Raw genomic sequence first — 22,098 nt, forward strand, 5'->3', positions numbered from 1 at the left:
TCACCATTTCCCGGAACTGCTGAGCCGTTACATCAACAAAAACCTGACTGAAACCGACCACCAGCACCCAACTGAAGAAACTCTGGCGGCAGCCGGTCACGTACCAGAAAAAAGCTGGGAAAACGAGATTAAAGAGAAGTCCACAGCTGAACAGAAGGCAATAACCGAGCAACCAGAAATCGCCAACATGGGCAACGGTGTTTTCTCCATTGATGGCCTGATGGGTAACCAGCCGGCGCCAGCGCTTTCTGTCGTAGACCAGGTACGCCAGCGCGCGGTCGAAGAAAAATTACATCAAGCCAATACCGAGGAAACCACCAGCGATGTGCAGATGGAAAAAACTGACAACAGCGAAATCAAAGCCAATCCTGATGTGCCTCAGGGCGAAGCAGCAGCTTTGCCAGTTGAAAGCACTGATGCAACTGGTGAGCCTCCAGCTTCCCTGAATAATGAACCCGTTCACCATATAGATACGGATCACCTGAACGCTTTTTATACTCACCTGATGGTTGATTTGGAAACTATGGGCAGCGGTCCTGATGCACCAATAGTCTCTATCGGCGCCGTATATTTTGATCCTTCAACTGGTAACACTGGTGCCGAATTTTACCAGGTTGTCAGTCTTGAATCATCGATGTCGTTTGGCATGAAACCGGATGCGTCAACAATTCAGTGGTGGTTGAAACAATCATCTGAAGCCCGCTCTGCAATTCTGGTTGATGAGGCCATGGGGCTGCGTGAAACCCTTGAACTACTGGCTGACTTCATTGCTGAAAATGCTGCTAACGGTAGTCACACTGTTCAGCTGTGGGGTAATGGATGCTCGTTTGATAACGTCATTCTCCGCCGCGCATATGCATTAGCAGAGACTCCCTTCGCTGTTCCGTTCTGGAATGACAGGGACGTAAGGACCATGGTTGAACTGGGTAAATCTGTCGGTATCAACCCGCGCTTCGACATCCCGTTTGAAGGCGACATGCACAATGCGCTTTCTGACGCCCGGCATCAGGTCAAATACGTATCTGCAATCTGGCAGCGCCTGACAAAAAACTGATTTTAGGTTTTCACTTACAGCCAGCTGCAGCATGTACTGTTGTGGCTGGCGGCATCGGAGTTATGTATGTCGCAACTCATTTTCAGCGAAGAGTGGATGGTTGAAGCGCGACTAACAGAAAAGACCGGCTTGTCGGAAAGACAAATTAAAAGTTATCGGTTGAATTTGTGGATCGAAGGCGTGCATTTCAAACATCTGACAGCTCTCGGGGAAACTGACAATTCTAAAGGTCTGCTTTGGTACAACTATCCAAAGATTAACCAATTAGTACAGGATGCATGATGGACTTTCCAACCGGCGTTGAGCTGCATAATGGAAAAATACGGATCACATTTACCTATCGCGGCAAACGTTGCCGCGAAGTCCTTCGCGGCTGGACGGTGAACAGCAGCAACATCAAAAAAGCTGGAAATCTTCGTGCGCTCATAACAAGTGAAATACAGCTCGGTAAGTTCGACTATGCGGAACGTTTCCCGGAATCCAAAGCGCTTAAGAAGTTCATCACAACCAAAAAAATTACCACGTTTAAAGAACTAAGTGATTTTTTTACAGACACCAAAGCCTTAGAGGTATCTGGTGCAACACTGCTATCGCTTACTTCGGTCGTAAATACGTTACTGCGTGTAGTCGGAGAAAATACCCGTCTGGTAGATATTGAGCATGCCGATATTTTGCATTACCGAAAGGAGTTATTGACCGGGACAATTATTAACCCGGCAATGCCGAATCTGACCAGGCAGGGCCGCGCGCCCTCAACAGTCAATAAACAGATGGCAGTTTTATCAGAAATGCTTAAGCTCGCAAACCGAAGCCAGTTTATATTGCATGCTCCTTATGAAGGAGTGTCGCGACTCAAGTTATCTAAAAATGATCCCGACCCACTTTTACTTCATGAGTACCAGGCTCTGATAGCCGCCCTTCCCCGTAGCCAGGCATTAATCATTATTGTTGCCGTACATACGGGGATGAGGCCGGGCGAGATATGCGCCCTGGCATGGGAAGACATTGATTTGGTAAAAGGTGAAATCCACGTATCCAGAAGTTTGACGAATAAGCGAGTATTTGTACCCCCTAAGACAGATGCCGGAATAAGGACGATAACGTTGCTTAAACCTGCTCTGGATGCACTGAAGGAACAATACGAAGTCACCGGCGCTAATCCGAAGCAAGAAATTCGATTTCACCATCGGGAGATCGGAAAAACTGAGCAGCAATCTCTTCGCTTCGTTTTTTCACCGACAGCATATTCGTCAAAAAAAGGCAGTTACTTCTCCAAGAACTCGATTGCCTATGGCTGGAAGCGAGGCACTAAACTTGCCAATATCCGCGAAAGGAATCCTTATCAGTCACGGCATACCTACGCATGCTGGACGTTGATGGCCGGAGCGAATCCGTCATTCATAGCGAGTCAGATGGGACATGAAGATGCGCGAATGGTGTACGAGGTTTACTCCAAGTGGATTGGCGACATGAACCAGGATCAGGTCAACATGCTGAACAATCAGATGCCAACGGCATTGCCCCCAGGACGCCCCCACGGGCAGGGGAGCATGAGAAAAGTTATTTAATTTCATAGCGCTGCTTTCAATCCACATAATCAGCGTTACACTATTCATACCGTTATTTTAGGGAGAAAAGATGATGCGCGTATTGGTCGTCGAGGATAATGCTTTATTACGCCACCACCTCAAGGTTCAGTTACAGGATTTAGGGCATCAGGTGGATGATGCAGAAGATGCGAAGGAAGCGGACTATTATCTGAATGAACATTTGCCGGATATCGCGATCGTTGATTTAGGACTCCCCGATGAAGACGGTTTATCCTTGATCCGCCGCTGGCGCAGTAATGAAGTTTCGCTGCCGATTCTGGTGTTAACCGCGCGTGAAGGCTGGCAGGACAAGGTGGAAGTACTCAGCGCCGGCGCTGATGATTACGTCACCAAACCGTTTCACATTGAAGAAGTGGCTGCGCGCATGCAGGCACTGATGCGTCGCAACAGCGGTCTGGCATCGCAAATTATCTCCCTTCCGCCTTTTCAGGTGGACCTCTCTCGCCGCGAGTTATCCGTCAATGATGAAGTTATCAAGCTCACGGCGTTTGAATACACCATTATGGAAACGCTCATCCGTAATAATGGCAAAGTGGTGAGTAAAGATTCGCTCATGCTGCAGCTTTATCCGGATGCCGAGCTGCGTGAAAGTCACACCATTGATGTTTTGATGGGCCGTTTGCGTAAAAAAATTCAGGCGCAATACCCGGATGATGTCATCACCACCGTGCGTGGCCAGGGATATCTTTTTGAACTGCGCTAATGAATAAATTATTGCGTCATTTTTTTCCATTATCGCTGCGGTTGCGCTTTTTACTGGCAACCGCAGGCGTGGTGTTGGTGCTTTCGCTGGCCTACGGCATGGTTGCCCTGGTGGGCTATAGCGTCAGCTTTGATAAGACAACATTCCGCCTGCTACGGGGAGAAAGTAATCTGTTCTATACCCTGGCAAAGTGGGAGAACGGCAAGATAAACATCGAGCTGCCTGAGAATCTCGATATGCAAAGCCCAACAATGTCACTGATCTATAACGAAAGTGGTGAGTTGTTGTGGGCGCAGCGCAATGTTCCCTGGCTGACGCAAAGTATCCAACCGGACTGGCTAAAAACGAACGGCTTTCATGAAATTGAAGCCAATGTAGACGCCACCAGCACCTTACTGGGCGAAGATCACTCTGCTCAGCAGCAGTTAAAAGAAGTCAGAGAAGATGACGACGATGCCGAAATGACCCATTCGGTAGCAGTGAACGTCTATCCCGCCACCGCCAGAATGCCGCAACTGACTATTGTGGTTGTCGATACCATTCCTATTGAGCTAAAACGCTCGTATATGGTCTGGAGCTGGTTTATTTATGTGCTGGTCGCCAATCTGTTGCTGGTCATTCCGCTGTTATGGGTGGCCGCCTGGTGGAGCCTACGACCTATTGAATCGCTGGCGCGTGAAGTCCGTGAACTTGAGGAACATCATCGTGAGATGCTAAACCCCGCCACGACGCGCGAACTGACCAGCCTGGTCCGCAATCTTAATCGGCTTTTAAAAAGCGAACGCGAGCGCTACGACAAATACCGCACCACGTTAACGGACCTCACCCACAGCCTGAAAACACCGCTGGCAGTTTTGCAAAGCACGCTCCGCTCAATGCGTAATGAAAAAATGAACGTGAGCGATGCAGAACCCATTATGCTGGAACAAATCAGCCGTATTTCGCAGCAGATAGGCTATTACCTGCATCGCGCCAGTATGCGTGGCAGCAGCGCCCTGCTCAGCCGCGAACTGCATCCGGTCGCGCCGTTACTGGATAAACTCACCTCGGCACTGAATAAAGTGTATCAGCGTAAAGGCGTTAACATTAATCTCGATATCTCACCCGAAATCAGTTTTGTGGGCGAGCAGAACGACTTTGTCGAAGTAATGGGTAACGTGCTGGATAACGCCTGTAAATACTGTCTGGAGTTTGTCGAGATTTCAGCGCAACTGTCTGAGGATCAACTGCATATTCTGGTTGAAGATGATGGCCCCGGTATTCCGCAAAGCAAACGGGAAGTGGTGTTTGACCGTGGACAACGCGTAGATACGCTACGTCCCGGACAAGGCGTCGGCCTGGCGGTGGCGAGAGAAATCACCGAGCAGTATGACGGACAGATTATTGCTGGCGACAGCCTGCTGGGTGGCGCGCGTATGGAAGTTATTTTTGGCCGTCAGCAGCCGGGTCAGAAAGACGAGTAATCGTCGCATGTAATAAATATGTACTGACTTCACGCTTGAGGTTAAGTATCCGTTATAATCGGTTGCAGATACCAGCCTGCGGGATGCTCATTATGGAATACCAACTCACACTTAACTGGCCCGATTTTCTTGAACGTCACTGGCAGAAACGCCCGGTGGTCTTAAAACGCGGGTTTAACAACTTTATTGATCCACTCTCTCCTGACGAACTGGCTGGACTGGCGATGGAAAGCGAAGTCGACAGCCGACTCGTCAGCCACCAGGACGGTAAATGGCAGGTGAGCCACGGTCCGTTCGAAAGCTATGATCATCTCGGCGAGAACAACTGGTCATTGTTAGTGCAGGCGGTCAATCACTGGCATGAGCCAACCGCCGCGCTGATGCGCCCGTTTCGCGAACTGCCGGACTGGCGCATCGACGATCTGATGATCTCCTTCTCCGTACCCGGCGGCGGCGTTGGCCCACACCTGGATCAGTACGATGTGTTTATCATTCAGGGAACCGGACGTCGTCGCTGGCGCGTGGGCGAAAAACTGCAGTTGAAGCAGCACTGCCCTCATCCGGACCTGCTGCAGGTCGACCCGTTTGAAGCCATCATTGATGAAGAGCTGGAACCCGGCGATATCCTGTATATTCCACCAGGATTCCCGCACGAAGGCTATGCGCTGGAAAATGCGATGAACTATTCGGTCGGTTTTCGCGCGCCAAACACTCGCGAGCTGATCAGCGGATTCGCCGATTACGTTTTGCAACGTGAATTGGGCAGCACGTATTACAGCGATCCTGACCTGCCGCCGCGCGATCACCCGGCTGACGTTCTGCCGCAGGAGATGGACAAGCTGCGCGAAATGATGCTCGGTCTGATTAATCAGCCGGAACATTTCCAGCAGTGGTTTGGCGAGTTTATCTCTCAGTCTCGTCATGAGCTGGATATTGCTCCGCCGGAGCCACCCTATCAGCCAGACGAAATTTACGATGCCCTGAAGCAAGGGGATGTATTAGTGCGTCTGGGCGGGTTGCGCGTATTGCGTATTGGCGACGACGTCTACGCCAACGGTGAGAAAATTGATTCGCCGCATCGCCCTGCCCTGGAAGCGCTGGCCAGCCATATTGTGCTGACAGCTGAGAACTTTGAGGATGCGCTGGAAGATCCGTCTTTCCTTGCCATGCTTGCCGCGCTGGTCAACAGCGGGTACTGGTTCTTCGAAGGATAATGCGGACAGTGCCTGATGCGACGCTACGCGTCTTATCAGGCCTACTGGAGAGCAATATTCCAGGCCGGATGGCGCTCCGCTTATCCGGCCTCTGTCAATTAATTTACTGCTGCTTCGCGGTGAGCTGCGCAATACGCACAATCACCTGCACCGCCTTTTCCATTCCTTCCAGGGTTACAAACTCATGCTTACCATGATAGTTGTAGCCGCCGGTGAACAGATTCGGACACGGTAAACCCATGAACGACAGCTGCGCGCCGTCAGTGCCGCCACGAATGGGTTTCAGCACCGGTTCAATATCGCAATCGCGCATCGCCTTTTGGGCGATATCCAGAACGTGTGGATGCTCAATCACTTTTTCGCGCATATTGTAGTAGCTGTCTTCAATCACCAGTTCGATATAGCAGTCCGGGTGTAATCCTTTGCCGACCTTTTTGGCAATATCCATGATCTTGCGTTTACGCACTTCAAACTGCTTGCGGTCAAAATCACGGATGATGTAGTGCATATCCGCCCGATCAACCGTCCCTTTCATGCTCGCCAGGTGATAGAAGCCTTCGTAGCCTTCCGTCGTCTCCGGGCTTTCGTCTGCCGGAACTTCCGCATGAATACGCGCCGCCAGCGACAGCGCATTCACCATCACCCCTTTTGCGGTACCGGGATGCACATTGTTGCCGACAATTTTTATATTAACCGACGCGGCGTTGAAGTTTTCAAACTCCAGCTCCCCTACGCCACCGCCATCAACGGTGTAGGCCCACTGCGCATCGAATGCCGCAACGTCAAAATGCTTCGCCCCTTTGCCGACCTCTTCGTCTGGCGTAAAGGCCACGCGGATATCACCGTGCGGAATATCTTTATGGATAAGCACAGCCAACGCGGTCATGATTTCCGCCACGCCTGCTTTATCATCTGCGCCCAGCAGGGTTTTACCGTCTGTGGTGATCAGCGTCTGGCCCAGAAGTTGATGCAGTACCGGAAACATCACCGGCGACAAAACTTCATCACCAATGCCTAACGCAATATCGCCGCCGCGATAGTTTTCAACGATTTGCGGATTAACGTTTTTACCGCTGAAATCCGGTGAGGTATCCACATGGGAAATAAAGCCGATCGCGGGAATATTGCCAGCAACGTTAGCGGGCAGCGTCGCCATCAGCGTCCCCTTTTCGCTCAGTGAAATATTAACCAGCCCCATCTCTTCGAGCTGTTGTTTGAGCAGTTGTAATAACTTCCACTGTCCTTCGGTGCTGGGTACCTGCCGCACGCCCGATTTTGATTGGGTGTCCAGCGACACGTAGTGTAAAAAACGCTCAAGTAGTTTATCCATGCAGTCACCCTCACTTTTTGTGACAACATTATCAATAAGCAACAAAAGACAAATATTGCGTCAGGTCACTTTTATCCCCGCAAATGAGAATATTTCGCCCTGACATCCCCTCTGACTATAGGGCTAAGTCAGTAATTAGCAACAAGGATTGGCGATTACCATGGTTTGCCGTAGAATAACGGCCCTCATTAAGAGTCATCAAGGTGGTTAACCACAAACCCCGCATCGGTCAGCCATCCGTTGCGTTTACATGGGACAGAGTAAAAAATTGAATAAACAACCGCGTTCGCTTTCTCCACTGGTGCAATTAGCGGGAATTCGCAAAAGTTTCGATGGCAAAGAGGTGATTTCCAGCCTGGATTTGACCATCAATAATGGCGAGTTTCTCACGCTGCTCGGCCCATCTGGCTGCGGTAAAACAACCGTTCTTCGCCTGATAGCCGGCCTGGAAACAGTTGATTCCGGTCATATTATGTTGGACAACCAGGACATCACTCACGTTCCTGCGGAAAACCGCTACGTGAACACCGTCTTCCAAAGCTATGCCTTATTTCCCCACATGACCGTGTTTGAGAATGTGGCTTTTGGCTTACGCATGCAAAAAACGCCCGCAGCCGACATTTCTCCCCGCGTTACCGAAGCTCTACGCATGGTGCAACTGGAAGAGTTCGCCCAACGAAAGCCGCATCAACTCTCCGGTGGACAGCAGCAGCGCGTAGCGATTGCCCGAGCTGTGGTCAACAAACCCCGCTTACTTCTGTTAGATGAATCCCTTTCTGCGCTGGACTACAAGCTGCGCAAACAGATGCAGAACGAACTGAAAGCGCTGCAACGTAAACTTGGTATCACTTTTGTTTTTGTCACGCACGACCAGGAAGAAGCGCTGACCATGTCAGACCGTATCGTGGTGATGCGCGATGGCAAGATTGAGCAAGATGGTACGCCGCGCGAAATCTACGAAGAGCCGAAAAATCTGTTCGTCGCCGGGTTTATCGGCGAGATTAATATGTTTAACGCCACGGTGATAGAACGTCTGGACGATCAGCGCGTTCGTGCTAATGTGGAAGGCCGCGAGTGCAACATTTACGTCAACTTCGCGGTGGTGCCTGGACAAAAACTGCACGTATTATTGCGCCCGGAAGATCTGCGCGTTGATGAGATCAACGACGATAATCATATTGAAGGTCTTATCGGCTATGTGCGTGAACGCAACTACAAAGGCATGACGCTGGAGTCGGTTGTGGAACTGGAAAATGGCAAGATGGTGATGGTCAGTGAATTCTTCAACGAAGACGACCCTGACTTTGACCACTCTCTCGACCAGAAAATGGCGATTAACTGGGTAGAAAGCTGGGAGGTCGTACTGGCTGATGAAGAACACAAGTAAATTCCAGAGTGTGGTGATTGTCACCATTGTCGGTTGGCTTGTGTTATTTGTCTTTCTGCCCAACCTGATGATCATCGGCACCAGCTTTTTGACCCGCGACGACGCCAATTTCGTCAAAATGGTCTTTACGCTGGAAAACTATACGCGCCTGCTCGATCCGCTCTATTTTGAGGTGCTGGTTCACTCCCTCAATATGGCGCTGATTGCCACGTTCGCCTGTCTGGTTCTCGGTTATCCGTTTGCCTGGTTTTTGGTGAAACTGCCGGAAAAAGTGCGCCCATTGCTGCTGTTCCTGCTGATTGTTCCGTTCTGGACCAACTCGCTTATTCGCATCTACGGACTCAAAATTTTTCTCAGCACCAAAGGCTATCTCAACGAGTTTCTGTTGTGGCTTGGCGTTATTGATACTCCCATTCGCATCATGTTTACCCCCAGCGCAGTGATTATCGGGCTGGTGTACATTCTGCTGCCGTTTATGGTGATGCCGCTCTATTCCAGCATTGAAAAGCTCGATAAACCGCTGCTGGAAGCCGCACGCGATTTAGGCGCCAGTAAACTTCAGACTTTTACCCGCATCATTATTCCGTTGACGATGCCGGGGATTATCGCCGGATGCCTGCTGGTTATGCTGCCCGCAATGGGCCTGTTTTACGTTTCCGACCTAATGGGCGGAGCAAAAAACTTGCTGATTGGCAACGTGATTAAAGTTCAGTTCCTGAACATCCGCGACTGGCCGTTCGGTGCCGCCACCAGTATTACCCTGACCATCGTGATGGGTCTGATGCTGCTGATCTACTGGCGCGCCTCCCGCTTGCTGAACAAGAAGGTGGAACTCGAATGATCGGTCGACTGCTTCGCGGCGGTTTTATGACCGCTATCTACGCGTATCTGTATATTCCAATCATTATCTTGATTGTGAACTCCTTTAACAGCTCGCGCTTTGGTATCAACTGGCAGGGTTTCACCACCAAATGGTACGGCCTGCTGATGAATAACGACAGTCTGCTGCAGGCGGCGCAGCACTCGCTGACGATGGCGGTGCTCTCCGCCACGTTCGCCACGCTGATCGGCTCACTTACAGCGGTCGCACTGTACCGCTACCGCTTTCGCGGCAAGCCGTTTGTCAGCGGCATGCTGTTCGTGGTGATGATGTCGCCGGATATCGTGATGGCGATTTCTTTACTGGTGCTGTTTATGCTGATCGGTATTCAGCTCGGTTTCTGGTCGCTGCTGTTCTCGCATATCACTTTTTGTCTGCCTTTTGTGGTGGTGACGGTTTACTCACGCCTGAAAGGTTTTGATGTACGCATGCTTGAGGCGGCCAAAGATCTCGGCGCCAGTGAAGTGACTATTCTGCGCAAGATCATACTACCACTGGCTATGCCTGCCGTAGCTGCAGGCTGGCTACTGAGCTTTACGTTGTCGATGGATGATGTCGTCGTTTCGTCCTTCGTTACCGGGCCGGGTTATGAAATTCTGCCATTAAAAATCTACTCGATGGTTAAGGTCGGCGTATCACCAGAGGTGAACGCGCTGGCGACCATTTTGTTGGTTCTGTCGCTGGTTATGGTGATCGCCAGCCAGCTTATTGCACGTGATAAAACCAAGGGCCGCTAAGGCCCTTAATTCAGGGGACGTTAAATGATGAAAAAATGGTCACGCCACCTGCTCGCGGCGGGTGCTCTGGCACTGGGCATGAGCGCCGCTCACGCGAATGACAACAACACGCTCTATTTCTATAACTGGACCGAGTATGTCCCGCCTGGGCTGCTGGAGCAGTTCACCAAAGAGACCGGCATTAAGGTTATCTATTCGACCTACGAGTCGAATGAAACCATGTACGCCAAGCTCAAAACCTATAAAGACGGCGCATACGATCTGGTGGTACCGTCCACCTATTATGTCGACAAAATGCGCAAAGAAGGCATGATCCAGAAGATCGACAAGTCGACGTTAACCAACTTCCACAACCTCGACCCGGAAATGCTCAATAAGCCGTTTGACCCGAACAATGACTACTCCATCCCGTATATCTGGGGTGCGACGGCCATTGGCGTTAACAGCGATGCCATCGACCCGAAAACCGTAACCAGTTGGGCCGATCTGTGGAAACCGGAGTACAAAGGCAGCCTGTTGTTAACGGATGATGCGCGTGAAGTGTTCCAGATGGCGCTGCGCAAACTGGGATATTCCGGCAATACCACCGACCCTAAAGAGATTGAAGCCGCCTATAACGAGTTGAAGAAGCTGATGCCTAACGTTGCGGCATTTAACTCTGACAACCCGGCCAACCCGTATATGGAAGGCGAAGTTAATCTGGGAATGGTGTGGAACGGCTCCGCGTATGTGGCGCGCCAGGCGGGTACTCCACTGGAAGTGGTATGGCCAAAAGAAGGTGGTATTTTCTGGATGGACAGCCTTTCTATACCGGCTAACGCCAAAAACAAAGAAGGTGCGCTGAAGCTGATTAACTTCCTGCTGCGCCCGGACGTGGCGAAAGAAGTTGCGGAAACTATTGGTTATCCGACGCCAAACCTGGCAGCACGTAAGCTGTTAAGTCCTGAAGTCGCGAATGATAAAACGCTCTACCCTGACGCAGAAACCATCAACAAAGGGGAATGGCAGAACGATGTCGGTTCCGCCAGCGCTATCTATGAAGAGTATTATCAGAAGCTGAAAGCAGGACGCTAATACTCGTGCAACCCGGCAGGCCTCGCTGCGCCGGGTTGCTACCTGCCAACCCGACTTTTACGTCTTTCGACTGACTCCCGCTCTCCAGTTTCTGGCTATGCTTACAGTATTCCAGGTCGGCTTCTGAGACTTCCAATGGCAACGCTCTGGCTGATACTTGAATTGGCTAATCTGATCGTATTTACGTTGGTGATCTTCCCTCGTAAACAGCCGGTAAACGCTCGTCCTTTGCTGCCCATCACCGCAACCCGCCTGCTACGACTCACTTTTTTAATACCGATCCTGGTTTTTGGCTACAGCCTGTTTTTCAATCATCAGATTGGCCCGGTGGAGTGGGGATGTCTCATTCTGGCGATCGTCGGTAACGCGCTGGTCATCAAAGGAAAATGGGATTTAGGTGAAAGCCACACGTGGACAGGCTACTATTTACCCAGCGCCAAACGGGTTACGCGCGGTATTTTTGCCTGGATTGCGCACCCCATGTATACCGGAATTATTCTGGTGATTATCTCGTGCAGCCTCGTCTACATTACCCGGCTGCCCGTGTGGCTGAGCGCGTTGGCGCTGATCTGTTGTTTTTACATCGCAGGATTTTTGATTATGGCGGCCCTGCGTGAGGACCGCCAGCTTGTACAAACTTAAGCAATATTGCCCGGATAGCCGTTACAGTCCTTTCAATAACTTCTCAACAAACTCAGGCACCACCTGGCTTGCCGGACCGTAATACTTCTCTTCAAATTCGCTTCCCACCTGGCTCGGCTCGAGATTGAGCTCTACCGTATGCGCCCCGTGCAGTCTTGCCTCATGCACAAAACCCGCAGCCGGATAAACATGGCCCGATGTGCCAATGGCAATAAACACATCCGCCATTGCCAGCGCCATATAAATTTCATCCATGCCCAGCGGCATTTCACCAAACCACACCACGTGCGGTCTTAGCGGCGCAGGAAACTGGCAGCAATGACATTTATCTTCCGGGGTCACATCGCCCGTCCACTCCAGAATCTGCCCGCTTTGCGAACAGCGAACCTTCAGCAGTTCGCCGTGCATATGGATAACGTTCTGGCTGCCTGCACGTTCATGCAGGTTATCAATGTTCTGCGTCACCAGTAAAAAACGGTCGCCCAGCTCGGCTTCGAGTTTTGCCAGCGCGATATGCGCCGCATTAGGCTGGATTTCTGGCTGCTGCAACTGATGGCGACGGGCGTTATAAAACGACTGAACCAGTTCCGGGTTTCGACTAAATCCTTCCGGAGTCGCAACGTCCTCGACCCGATGTTCTTCCCAGAGACCATCCGCCGCGCGGAATGTTCGAATTCCTGACTCAGCGGAGATTCCCGCCCCTGTCAGTACCAGCACTCTTGGTTTTTCCATCAATTCAGGCACCACTCTGTCTCTGAAAAAGATTCGTTGACGCAGGCGATCGCGCAAATGGCGTTTATTTTTACGAAAGCGGCTTAACCGATGACCCCGACGCGACAGCATAACAACCTCTTTGTATTAATCGGTAAGATGTAGGAAAGCGGCCCCGCGCATCCCGCCCGCATCACCGTGCCGTGCCTGCTCAATACGCGGCACCCGGGCAACCGGCAGCAGATGACGTGGCAGTCGGTCCGCCAGTTGCGTCGTAATAGCGGTAAAATTCGACAAGCCTCCGCCAATCACCACCAAATCGGGATCGACGATAGTCAGGATATTGCCAAGACACACCGCCAGCAAATCCAGATAGCGTTCAACGTGGGCACGCGCTTGTTCATCACCCTGCTCCCACAGTGCGATAATTTCACGGGCATCCAGCGGTTGATGGTAGTAATGCTGGTACAACCACGCAAATCCACCGCCGGAAAGATAGCTTTCGATGCATCCCAGTTGACCGCATCCACAGCGGCGCAGCGGGAAATCAAAGCCCATCAGCGTCAGCGCATCGACTGGCAAACGAATATGACCAAACTCGCCGGTGATATAGCTGCGTCCGGTAATGGATTTCCCGTTAAGCACCAGACCGCCGCCGACGCCCGTGCCGAGGATCAACCCCATCACGAGCGGATATTGGGTAAACTCGTCATCCCAGGCTTCGGAGAGGGCAAAACAGTTCGCATCGTTGTCCAGACGCACATCGCGGTCAAGGCGAGCGCTGAGATCGGCGCGGAGCGGTTTACCACTGGCGGCAGGAACGTTGGCCGCGTATAGCGTGCCGTCTTCCGTTTCCGGCATGCCAGGAATGCCAATGCCAACCGAACCTTTGACACCAAATCGCTGGTCCGCTTCCGTTACCAGATTGCAGACCGCATCAAGGAAAGCATCGTAGCTGTCACGAGGTGTAGGCACGCGAGTCTCCCATTGCAGACGACGTTGCTTATCAAACACGCCCAGCGCAATTTTGGTCCCGCCGATGTCAAATCCGTAATACATCACCGCTCCTTGATACACGTCATCCTTCAAGATGCCTCTGCGTTGGCTACGCCTTGATGCAGCATGAATGCTTTAGTGTATTATTGTTGTTATTGGCCGCTAAGTACTCTCGCAGGATCAATATTGCTGGCGCGACGCGCCGGATACCAACTTGCCAAAAGACTCAGCACGAGTGCTGTCACCAGCACGTAAATCACATCCAGCCAGTGTAATTCCGATGGCAGGAAGTCAATGAAATAGATATCACCGGACAGGAACTGATGCCCGATAAGCGCTTCAATCCCGTTTATTATCGGCGTCAGTTGCAACGAGACAATCACCCCAATAACGACGCCTATCAGGCTACCGAAAAGCCCCGCCAGCAGGCCGTACCAGACAAAAATGGCACGGATCAACCCATCTTTCGCCCCGAGGGTTCTTAATACCGCAATATCGCCGCTTTTGTCTTTTACCGCCATCACTAACGTGGAAACGATATTAAAACAGGCCACGCCAATCACCAGCACCATCGCCAGATACATAATGGCGCGGATCATTTGGATATCACGATACATATAACCGTAAGTACCGATCCAGCTCTTAATATAAACATAGTTATTGGTGACTTCACCTGCGTCTCGCACCAGTTTATTGGCGTTAAACACGTCGTTAACTTTCAGCGCGATCCCGGAAACACTGGTTCCCATGTCCAGGTATTGCTGCGCATCTTCCATTGGGATCATGGCAAAGCTGTGATCGAGCTGACCGCTCAGTTGCAGGATCCCCGTAACGTGCAAACGCACGCGTTTAGGCTGCTGTAACTTATGATCCGCACTGGCGTTAGGGATCATAATCGACACCCAGTCGCCCTGCTTCACCTTCAGCGCATCGGCAATACCCTTACCAATGATGATTTGTTGCTCACCGGCTTTGAAATTATCCCAGGCGTGGTTTTGCACGAAGGATGGCAGCGCGCTTAAACGCTGTTCCTGTTTTGGGTCAACGCCCTTCACCTGCACCGCGCGTAGGTTCGCCCCACTCTCCACCAGTCCGGTAAAGTTAATATAAGGTGCCGCAGCGACAATACCCGGCACTTTTTGTACCTTGTCGAGCGCTTCCTGCCAGTTATTCCACGGCTGATTTACAGCTTCAATCTCTCCGTGAGGGACTACGGCCAGAATACGGTTGTTAAGCTCACGTTCAAATCCGTTCATGGCGCTTAAACCGACGATCAACACCGCCACGCCCAACGCGATACCAACGGTGGATATCACGGAAATCAACGAAACCATACCGCCACGCCGCCGACCACGACTAAAGCGCAGACCAATCAATAATGATAAAGGCGAAGCCATTACTTAGCTCCCATCAGGCTCAGTTCAGCCGTCAGGCGACCATCGCGCATCTCAAGCTGACGGCTCATCCGCTTCGCCAACTGCAGATCGTGCGTCACCACCAGGAATGCCGTACCCTGAGAGCGGTTCAGCTCACCCAGAAGTTCGAAAATGCTGTCCGCGTTACGCGCATCAAGGTTACCCGTTGGTTCATCTGCCAGAACCAGGCGCGGGTTATTTACCAACGCACGGGCGATGGCCACGCGCTGGCGTTCCCCGCCAGACAGTTCGGATGGGCGATGACTGGCACGATGGTCCAGCCCTACCGCTTTCAACATATCCCGCGCGCGCTCGGTGATTTCAGCCGGTTTTTTCTTGCCGATCAATAGCGGCATCGCCACGTTTTCCAGCGCGGTAAAGTCCGGCAGCAAATGGTGGAACTGGTAAATAAAACCCAGCTTCTGATTGCGCAGTTCCGCTTTCGCCGCCGACGAGAGCTTGCTCATTGGCTGACCGCTAAAAATGACGTCGCCGGAAGTCGGTGTATCCAGCCCGCCTAACAGATGCAGCAGCGTACTCTTACCGGAGCCGGAGCTGCCGACAATCGCCATCATCTCACCTTCGCCGACGCAAAAACTGACATCGTGCAGTACATCGGTCTGCACAGTGCCTTCCTGATAGCGTTTGCACAGGTTGTCGCATTGCAACAGGATCTTATTCATAACGTAAAGCCTCAGCGGGTTGAGTGGCGGCAGCGCGCCAGGAAGGATAAAGCGTAGACAGCAACGCGATGGCCATCGCCACCAGCGCAATAACGATAACCTGCAGCGGCTCGATGGCGACCGGCAGCGCAGCGCCATCCAGAAGCACGCCGATAATGGGCATCAGGTTGTTCAGTTGGCTGGCAAGCAATGCGCCCAGCACAGCGCCCAACAGCGCGCCAATAATCCCGGCACTGGCCCCCTGAACCATAAACACCATCATTATCTGCCGCGGCGTCAGCCCCTGCGTTTGTAGAATCGCCACTTCCCCTTGCTTCTCCATTACCATCAGACCCAGTGAGGTAATAATATTAAAAGCCGCCACCGCCACGATCAGGCTAAGCAGCAGCCCCATCATGTTCTTTTCCATGCGCACGGCCTGGAACAATTCCCCTTTGCGCTCGCGCCAGTCCTGCCATTTAGTACCTTGCGGCAGCGTTTGCTGGCTCAGCGTGTCAACCTTCAGCGGCTCGTTCAGCCACAGACGCCAGCCGGTAATATTACCCACCGGATAGCGCATCAGCCGTGAGGCATCCTGAATGTTGGTTAGCATCTGGTAGCCGTCGACTTCGCTGTTGGCGGCGAAGGTGCCAATTACCGTAAACAGACGCTGGCTCGGCAGACGCCCCATTGGCGTAAACTGACTGGCCGAGGGCACCATCACGCGAATTTGATCGCCACGATTAACGCCCAACTGTCCGGCAAGCTGCTCTCCGAGGATGACATTATACTTACCCGGCTGCAGATCTGTTTGCTTCACATTGACCAGATACGGCGTTAACGGATCTTTTTGCGCCGGATCGATACCCAGCATCACACCGACCGCCACGCTACGCGCACTTTGCAGCACCACATCTCCCGTAGTTATAGGCGCAACGCGGTTGACGCCGTTCAACACCACCGCTTTTTCTGGCAGTTGCTGCGGGTTGAGCGAACCCTGTTCAGACGAGAGAACGGCCTGAGGCATCAGGCCAAGAATATTGTTTTGCAGCTCGCGCTCAAAACCGTTCATCACCGACAACACCGTGACCAGCGCCATTACCCCGAGAGTAATGCCAATGGTGGAGAGCCAGGAAACGAAGCGACCGAAGCGATCTGCTGCACGCCCACGCATATAACGCAGGCCGATGAATAGAGCGACAGGTTGGTACATGAAATCCGTCTGGTTGCTGTTAGCAAAGTCACGAGTATATAAGCGAAAGCGGAATGGGTAAATGACTGAACCGTAAGTGTTCGTCAGCACTATTCCTAAAAGTATAAATAAATCAATCCGCTAAAGTTGTCCCTCCGCCCTTCAGTCCGGGTCCCTGATCTTTATCTTAAAAAAACAAAAAGCAGACAGTTACGCATTACAGCGCGCAGCGGGTTGCGCAGGATGGCAGGCTATAGCAATCAATATGGATACGCCGTCTCAATGAGTAAAAAAGAACTATGGATTAATCAGATCAAAGGGTTATGTATTTGTCTGGTGGTGATTTACCACTCGGTAATCACGTTTTACCCGCACCTCATCACCTTTCAGCATCCGCTTTCAGAGATGCTGAGCAAATGCTGGATTTACCTCAATTTGTACCTGGCGCCGTTTCGCATGCCGGTGTTTTTCTTTATTTCGGGGTATCTGATCCGTCGCTACATCGATAGCGTCCCATGGACAACCTGCGTGGATAAACGGATCTGGAGTATTGCCTGGGTGCTGGTGATCTGGGGGGTAATGCAATGGCTGGCGTTAGTGACTCTCAATAACTGGTTGGCCCCACAGCGCGATCTGAGCCATGCAGCCAACGCTGCCTATGCCGGTTCGATAGCGGGTTTCACCCACGGGATGCTGACCGCCAGCACCAGCCTGTGGTATCTGTATGCACTGATTGTCTATTTTGTACTGTGTAAAATTTTCAGTCGTTGGGCGGTGCCGCTGTTGGCGTTATTTGTGGTGCTGAGCGTGGCTATCAATTTTGTCCCAACGCCGTGGTGGGGAATGAACAGCGTGATTCGCAATTTGCCCTGGTATAGCCTCGGCGCGTGGTTTGGCGCAACGCTGTTGGTGTGGATCAAGGAGGTGCCCCTGCGCCGCCATGCAATCATTTTTCTGGTTAGCGCAATCGCCGCCGTCATCGCGTGGCTGGCAAATGTGTCACTATTGCTTTCTCTTCTTTCCATTGTGCTAATCATGAAGCTGTTTTATCAATTTGAACGCCGCTTTGGCATGCGCGCATCCAGTCCGCTAAGCGTGATTGGCGCCAATACCATCGCCATCTACACCACTCACCGTATTCTGGTTGAACTGTTCAGCTTAACGCTAATCCCCAAAATTAATCATGCCGTCTGGCCTGCATACACGGAGCTGGCCCTGCTGCTGGTGTATCCGTTCGCCTGCCTGCTGCTGTGCACCCTGTTTGGCCTGCTGGTGCGTAAAATCTCACAGAAAACCGTGGCCGATCTGCTCTTTTCCCCACCCTCTTTATCGACCGCCTCGCGCTAACCCCAACGCGCTTTTTGCCCCCATTCGGGGGCGAATCAATTTGCTTATGAGAAACGATCACGGATAATAAAGAACATTGCTTATCAGATGTATATCTAAACGAGATCCTGACAACCGAATGCCTGAACAACATCGTTACACGCTCCCAGCGAAAGCAGGCGATCAGCGCCAGTTGGGTGAGCTTACCGGCGCGGCCTGCGCAACGCTGGTTGCCGAAATCGCCGAACATCACGCCGGTCCAGTGGTACTGATCGCGCCGGACATGCAAAATGCTTTACGTCTGCATGATGAAATTCGTCAGTTTACCGACCAGATGGTAATGAACCTGGCCGACTGGGAAACGCTTCCCTACGACAGCTTTTCTCCTCATCAGGAGATAATCTCCTCGCGTCTCTCCACGCTGTATCAGCTGCCAGCCATGCAGCGCGGCGTGCTGATCGTTCCGGTAAATACCCTGATGCAGCGTGTTTGTCCGCACAGCTATCTGCACGGCCATGCGCTGGTCATGAAAAAAGGTCAGAGGCTTTCGCGCGACGCCCTGCGCGAACAGCTGGACAGCGCTGGCTATCGCCATGTTGATCAGGTCATGGAACACGGTGAATACGCCACGCGCGGCGCACTGTTGGATCTGTTCCCGATGGGTAGCGAGTTGCCTTATCGCCTGGATTTCTTTGATGACGAAATCGACAGTCTGCGTCTGTTTGATACCGACACCCAGCGCACGCTGGAAGAAGTCGATGCCATTAATTTGCTACCCGCACACGAATTCCCGACTGACAAAACGGCCATTGAGCTATTCCGTAGCCAGTGGCGCGATACCTTTGAGGTGAAACGCGACGCCGAGCATATTTACCAGCAGGTCAGTAAAGGCACGTTACCTGCGGGTATTGAATACTGGCAACCGCTGTTTTTCAGCGAAACGCTGCCGCCGCTGTTCAGCTACTTCCCCGCCAATACGCTATTGGTGAATACCGGTGATATCGAGACCAGCGCAGAACGCTTCCAGGCCGATACGTTGTCACGTTTTGAGAATCGCGGCGTTGATCCAATGCGTCCGCTTCTGCCGCCGGAATCCCTGTGGCTACGGGTTGATGAGCTGTTTTCTGAACTTAAACGCTGGCCGCGCGTTCAACTGAAAACCGAGAGTCTGGCGAACAAAGCTGCGAATACCAACCTCGGGTTCCAGAAACTGCCGGACATCGCCGTTCAGGCGCAGCAAAAAGCACCACTAGATGCGTTACGTAAATTTCTTGAGGGCTTCACCGGTCCGGTGATTTTCTCAGTGGAAAGTGAAGGTCGCCGTGAAGCACTTGGCGAGCTGCTCGCCCGCATTAAAGTGGCGCCGAAACGGATATTACGACTCGATGAGGCCGTAGATAACGGTCGTTATCTGATGATTGGCGCAGCTGAGCACGGCTTCATCGATAGCAAACGCAATCTGGCGCTGATTTGTGAAAGCGATCTGCTCGGGGAACGCGTGGCGCGCCGTCGCCAGGATTCTCGTCGCACCATCAATCCGGATACGTTAATTCGTAACCTCGCAGAGCTGCATCCCGGTCAACCGGTGGTGCATCTGGAGCACGGCGTGGGTCGTTATGCCGGGATGACCACGCTGGAAGCGGGCGGTATCACCGGTGAATATCTGATGCTCACCTATGCCAACGACGCCAAACTGTACGTGCCGGTGTCGTCACTGCATCTGATCAGCCGCTATGCCGGCGGTGCAGAAGAGAATGCGCCGCTGCATAAACTTGGCGGCGATGCCTGGTCCCGCGCCCGACAGAAAGCCGCTGAGAAGGTACGCGATGTCGCAGCAGAGCTGCTGGATATTTATGCCCAGCGCGCGGCGAAAGAAGGCTTCGCCTTTAAGCATGACCGTGAGCAGTACCAGCTGTTTTGCGACAGCTTCCCGTTTGAAACCACGCCTGACCAGGCGCAGGCGATCAACGCGGTACTCAGCGATATGTGCCAGCCGCTGGCCATGGACCGCCTGGTATGTGGTGACGTCGGCTTTGGTAAAACCGAAGTCGCGATGCGCGCTGCCTTTCTTGCCGTAGAGAACCACAAGCAGGTTGCCGTGCTGGTGCCTACCACCCTGCTCGCGCAGCAGCACTTCGACAACTTCCGCGATCGCTTTGCCAACTGGCCGGTACGCATCGAGATGTTGTCCCGTTTCCGTAGCGCCAAAGAGCAAGCGCAGATTCTGGAGCAGGTTGCCGAAGGTAAAATCGATATTCTCATTGGCACGCACAAACTGCTGCAAGCGGATGTGAAGTTAAAAGATCTGGGTCTGCTGATTGTCGATGAAGAGCATCGTTTCGGCGTTCGCCACAAAGAACGCATCAAGGCGATGCGCGCAGATGTCGATATTCTGACCCTGACGGCAACGCCAATTCCGCGTACGCTTAATATGGCAATGAGCGGAATGCGCGATCTGTCGATCATCGCCACACCGCCTGCCCGTCGTCTGGCAGTCAAAACCTTCGTGCGCGAATATGACAACCTGGTCGTGCGCGAGGCAATCCTGCGTGAAGTTCTGCGCGGGGGACAAGTTTATTATCTGTTTAACGATGTCGAAAATATCCAGAAAACTGCTGACAGACTAGCGGAACTGGTGCCGGAAGCGCGGATTGGTATCGGCCACGGACAAATGCGCGAGCGCGAACTGGAACGCGTGATGAACGATTTCCACCATCAACGTTTTAACGTGCTGGTGTGTACCACCATTATCGAAACCGGGATCGACATTCCCACCGCTAACACCATCATCATCGAACGAGCCGATCACTTCGGTTTGGCGCAATTGCACCAGCTGCGCGGTCGTGTGGGGCGCTCACACCATCAGGCATACGCCTGGCTGCTGACGCCGCATCCAAAAGCGATGACCACCGACGCGCAAAAACGCCTGGAGGCCATCGCCTCGCTGGAAGATTTGGGCGCAGGTTTTGCGCTGGCGACCCACGACCTCGAAATTCGCGGCGCCGGGGAATTGCTGGGTGAAGATCAGAGTGGTTCCATGGAAAGCATCGGCTTCTCGCTGTATATGGAGCTGCTGGAAAATGCCGTCGATGCGCTCAAAGAGGGGCGTGAGCCTTCGCTGGAAGATCTCACCAGCCAGCAAACCGAAGTCGAACTACGCATGCCGTCACTACTGCCAGATGACTATATCCCGGATGTTAACACCCGACTGTCGTTCTATAAGCGGATTGCCAGTGCCAAAGGTGAAAACGAGCTGGAAGAAATTAAGGTCGAACTGATTGACCGTTTCGGCCTGCTGCCCGACCCGGCTCGTACGTTGCTGGATATCGCCCGTTTACGCCAGCAGGCGCAGAAACTGGGGATCAGAAAGCTCGAAGGTAATGAAAAAGGCGGTACTATTGAATTTGCCGAGAAAAACCACGTTAACCCGGTCTGGCTGATTGGGTTACTGCAAAAACAGCCGCAGCACTTCCGCCTCGACGGTCCAACCCGACTGAAATTTATGCAAGATCTGAGCGAGCGTAAAACCCGAATTGACTGGGTACGCCAGTTTATGCGCCAGCTTGAAGAAAACGCCGTAGCCTAGTGAACAGGCCGGGTGAGCCCCCTCACCCGGCCTGTTGAATTTACAAACTCTTTGCACTTCCCTGCACTTCCCGACACAGCAAACCGCCATAATTCTTGTTTACTTTTACATAATAA

General features: G+C 52.4%; 19 protein-coding genes. 13 read left to right on the forward strand and 6 right to left on the reverse strand.

The window, feature by feature from the left end; genetic code table 11:
• From OGV80_RS11765 to roxA, 6 genes are all read left to right on the forward strand, one after another.
• The coding region (locus tag OGV80_RS11765) for a 3'-5' exonuclease (RefSeq protein ID WP_286514968.1) at positions 1-1,054 on the forward strand (1,054 nt) is incomplete at its 5' end.
• 66 nt (positions 1,055-1,120) lie between these two features.
• Positions 1,121-1,336 (forward strand): excisionase family protein, encoded by a 216-nt coding sequence (xisR, locus tag OGV80_RS11770; protein ID WP_032943036.1) that lies wholly within the window; start codon positions 1,121-1,123, stop codon positions 1,334-1,336.
• A complete protein-coding gene (locus OGV80_RS11775) occupies positions 1,336-2,622 on the forward strand; it encodes a site-specific integrase (RefSeq protein ID WP_044700610.1) in 1,287 nt (428 codons plus the stop codon). The genes xisR and OGV80_RS11775 overlap by 1 nt, the downstream gene beginning before the upstream one ends.
• Positions 2,623-2,695: 73 nt before the next feature.
• Positions 2,696-3,367, forward strand: a complete 672-nt coding sequence (phoP, locus tag OGV80_RS11780) for a two-component system response regulator PhoP (protein ID WP_003846709.1) — start codon at positions 2,696-2,698, stop codon at positions 3,365-3,367.
• A complete protein-coding gene (gene phoQ, locus OGV80_RS11785) occupies positions 3,367-4,830 on the forward strand; it encodes a two-component system sensor histidine kinase PhoQ (protein WP_043015991.1) in 1,464 nt (487 codons plus the stop codon). The genes phoP and phoQ overlap by 1 nt, the downstream gene beginning before the upstream one ends.
• Before the next feature lie 92 nt (positions 4,831-4,922).
• Positions 4,923-6,044 carry a [50S ribosomal protein L16]-arginine 3-hydroxylase gene (gene roxA / locus OGV80_RS11790; RefSeq protein WP_003030786.1) on the forward strand — a complete coding sequence of 374 codons (1,122 nt, stop codon included), beginning with the start codon at positions 4,923-4,925 and terminating at the stop codon, positions 6,042-6,044.
• 103 nt (positions 6,045-6,147) lie between these two features.
• On the opposite strand, the gene pepT is transcribed toward roxA, so the two are convergent.
• Complete coding sequence (gene pepT / locus OGV80_RS11795) at positions 6,148-7,374, reverse strand: peptidase T (protein WP_286514970.1); 1,227 nt, start codon at positions 7,372-7,374, stop codon at positions 6,148-6,150.
• 250 nt (positions 7,375-7,624) lie between these two features.
• Between pepT and potA the strand changes: the two genes are divergently transcribed.
• The 5 genes from potA (at position 7,625) to OGV80_RS11820 (ending at position 12,094) form a co-directional block, all read left to right on the forward strand.
• Entirely contained in the window at positions 7,625-8,761 is a 1,137-nt protein-coding gene (gene potA, locus OGV80_RS11800; RefSeq protein ID WP_075146303.1) for a spermidine/putrescine ABC transporter ATP-binding protein PotA, read from the forward strand.
• Complete coding sequence (gene potB / locus OGV80_RS11805; protein ID WP_043015988.1) at positions 8,745-9,602, forward strand: spermidine/putrescine ABC transporter permease PotB; 858 nt, start codon at positions 8,745-8,747, stop codon at positions 9,600-9,602. The genes potA and potB overlap by 17 nt, the downstream gene beginning before the upstream one ends.
• A complete protein-coding gene (gene potC / locus OGV80_RS11810) occupies positions 9,599-10,378 on the forward strand; it encodes a spermidine/putrescine ABC transporter permease PotC (RefSeq protein WP_003030794.1) in 780 nt (259 codons plus the stop codon). The genes potB and potC overlap by 4 nt, the downstream gene beginning before the upstream one ends.
• Before the next feature lie 27 nt (positions 10,379-10,405).
• Positions 10,406-11,452 carry a spermidine/putrescine ABC transporter substrate-binding protein PotD gene (potD, locus tag OGV80_RS11815; protein WP_003030797.1) on the forward strand — a complete coding sequence of 349 codons (1,047 nt, stop codon included), beginning with the start codon at positions 10,406-10,408 and terminating at the stop codon, positions 11,450-11,452.
• A gap of 135 nt (positions 11,453-11,587) precedes the next feature.
• A complete protein-coding gene (locus OGV80_RS11820; protein WP_087052710.1) occupies positions 11,588-12,094 on the forward strand; it encodes a methyltransferase family protein in 507 nt (168 codons plus the stop codon).
• 21 nt (positions 12,095-12,115) lie between these two features.
• Here OGV80_RS11820 and cobB read toward each other — a convergent pair whose 3' ends face one another.
• The 5 genes from cobB to lolC form a co-directional block, all read right to left on the reverse strand.
• Positions 12,116-12,937 (reverse strand): Sir2 family NAD+-dependent deacetylase, encoded by an 822-nt coding sequence (gene cobB, locus OGV80_RS11825; protein WP_003832281.1) that lies wholly within the window; start codon positions 12,935-12,937, stop codon positions 12,116-12,118.
• Positions 12,938-12,952: 15 nt separating this feature from the next.
• A complete protein-coding gene (gene nagK, locus OGV80_RS11830; protein ID WP_043015985.1) occupies positions 12,953-13,864 on the reverse strand; it encodes an N-acetylglucosamine kinase in 912 nt (303 codons plus the stop codon).
• A gap of 89 nt (positions 13,865-13,953) precedes the next feature.
• Positions 13,954-15,198, reverse strand: coding sequence for a lipoprotein-releasing ABC transporter permease subunit LolE (gene lolE, locus OGV80_RS11835; RefSeq protein WP_047412003.1), 1,245 nt, complete (start codon positions 15,196-15,198; stop codon positions 13,954-13,956).
• A complete protein-coding gene (lolD, locus tag OGV80_RS11840) occupies positions 15,198-15,899 on the reverse strand; it encodes a lipoprotein-releasing ABC transporter ATP-binding protein LolD (RefSeq protein WP_080625366.1) in 702 nt (233 codons plus the stop codon). The genes lolE and lolD overlap by 1 nt, the downstream gene beginning before the upstream one ends.
• Entirely contained in the window at positions 15,892-17,091 is a 1,200-nt protein-coding gene (gene lolC / locus OGV80_RS11845) for a lipoprotein-releasing ABC transporter permease subunit LolC (protein ID WP_003030806.1), read from the reverse strand. Before lolC ends, lolD begins: the two co-directional genes overlap by 8 nt.
• 261 nt (positions 17,092-17,352) lie before the next feature.
• Between lolC and OGV80_RS11850 the strand changes: the two genes are divergently transcribed.
• Both OGV80_RS11850 and mfd read left to right on the forward strand, forming a co-directional pair.
• A complete protein-coding gene (locus OGV80_RS11850; protein ID WP_043015983.1) occupies positions 17,353-18,417 on the forward strand; it encodes an acyltransferase family protein in 1,065 nt (354 codons plus the stop codon).
• Between the two features lie 118 nt (positions 18,418-18,535).
• Positions 18,536-21,982, forward strand: a complete 3,447-nt coding sequence (gene mfd / locus OGV80_RS11855) for a transcription-repair coupling factor (RefSeq protein WP_080625367.1) — start codon at positions 18,536-18,538, stop codon at positions 21,980-21,982.
• Positions 21,983-22,098: the final 116 nt, after the last annotated feature.

Source organism: Citrobacter sp. Ce119, assembly GCF_030334525.1.
Taxonomy (GTDB): Bacteria; Pseudomonadota; Gammaproteobacteria; order Enterobacterales; family Enterobacteriaceae; genus Citrobacter; species Citrobacter europaeus.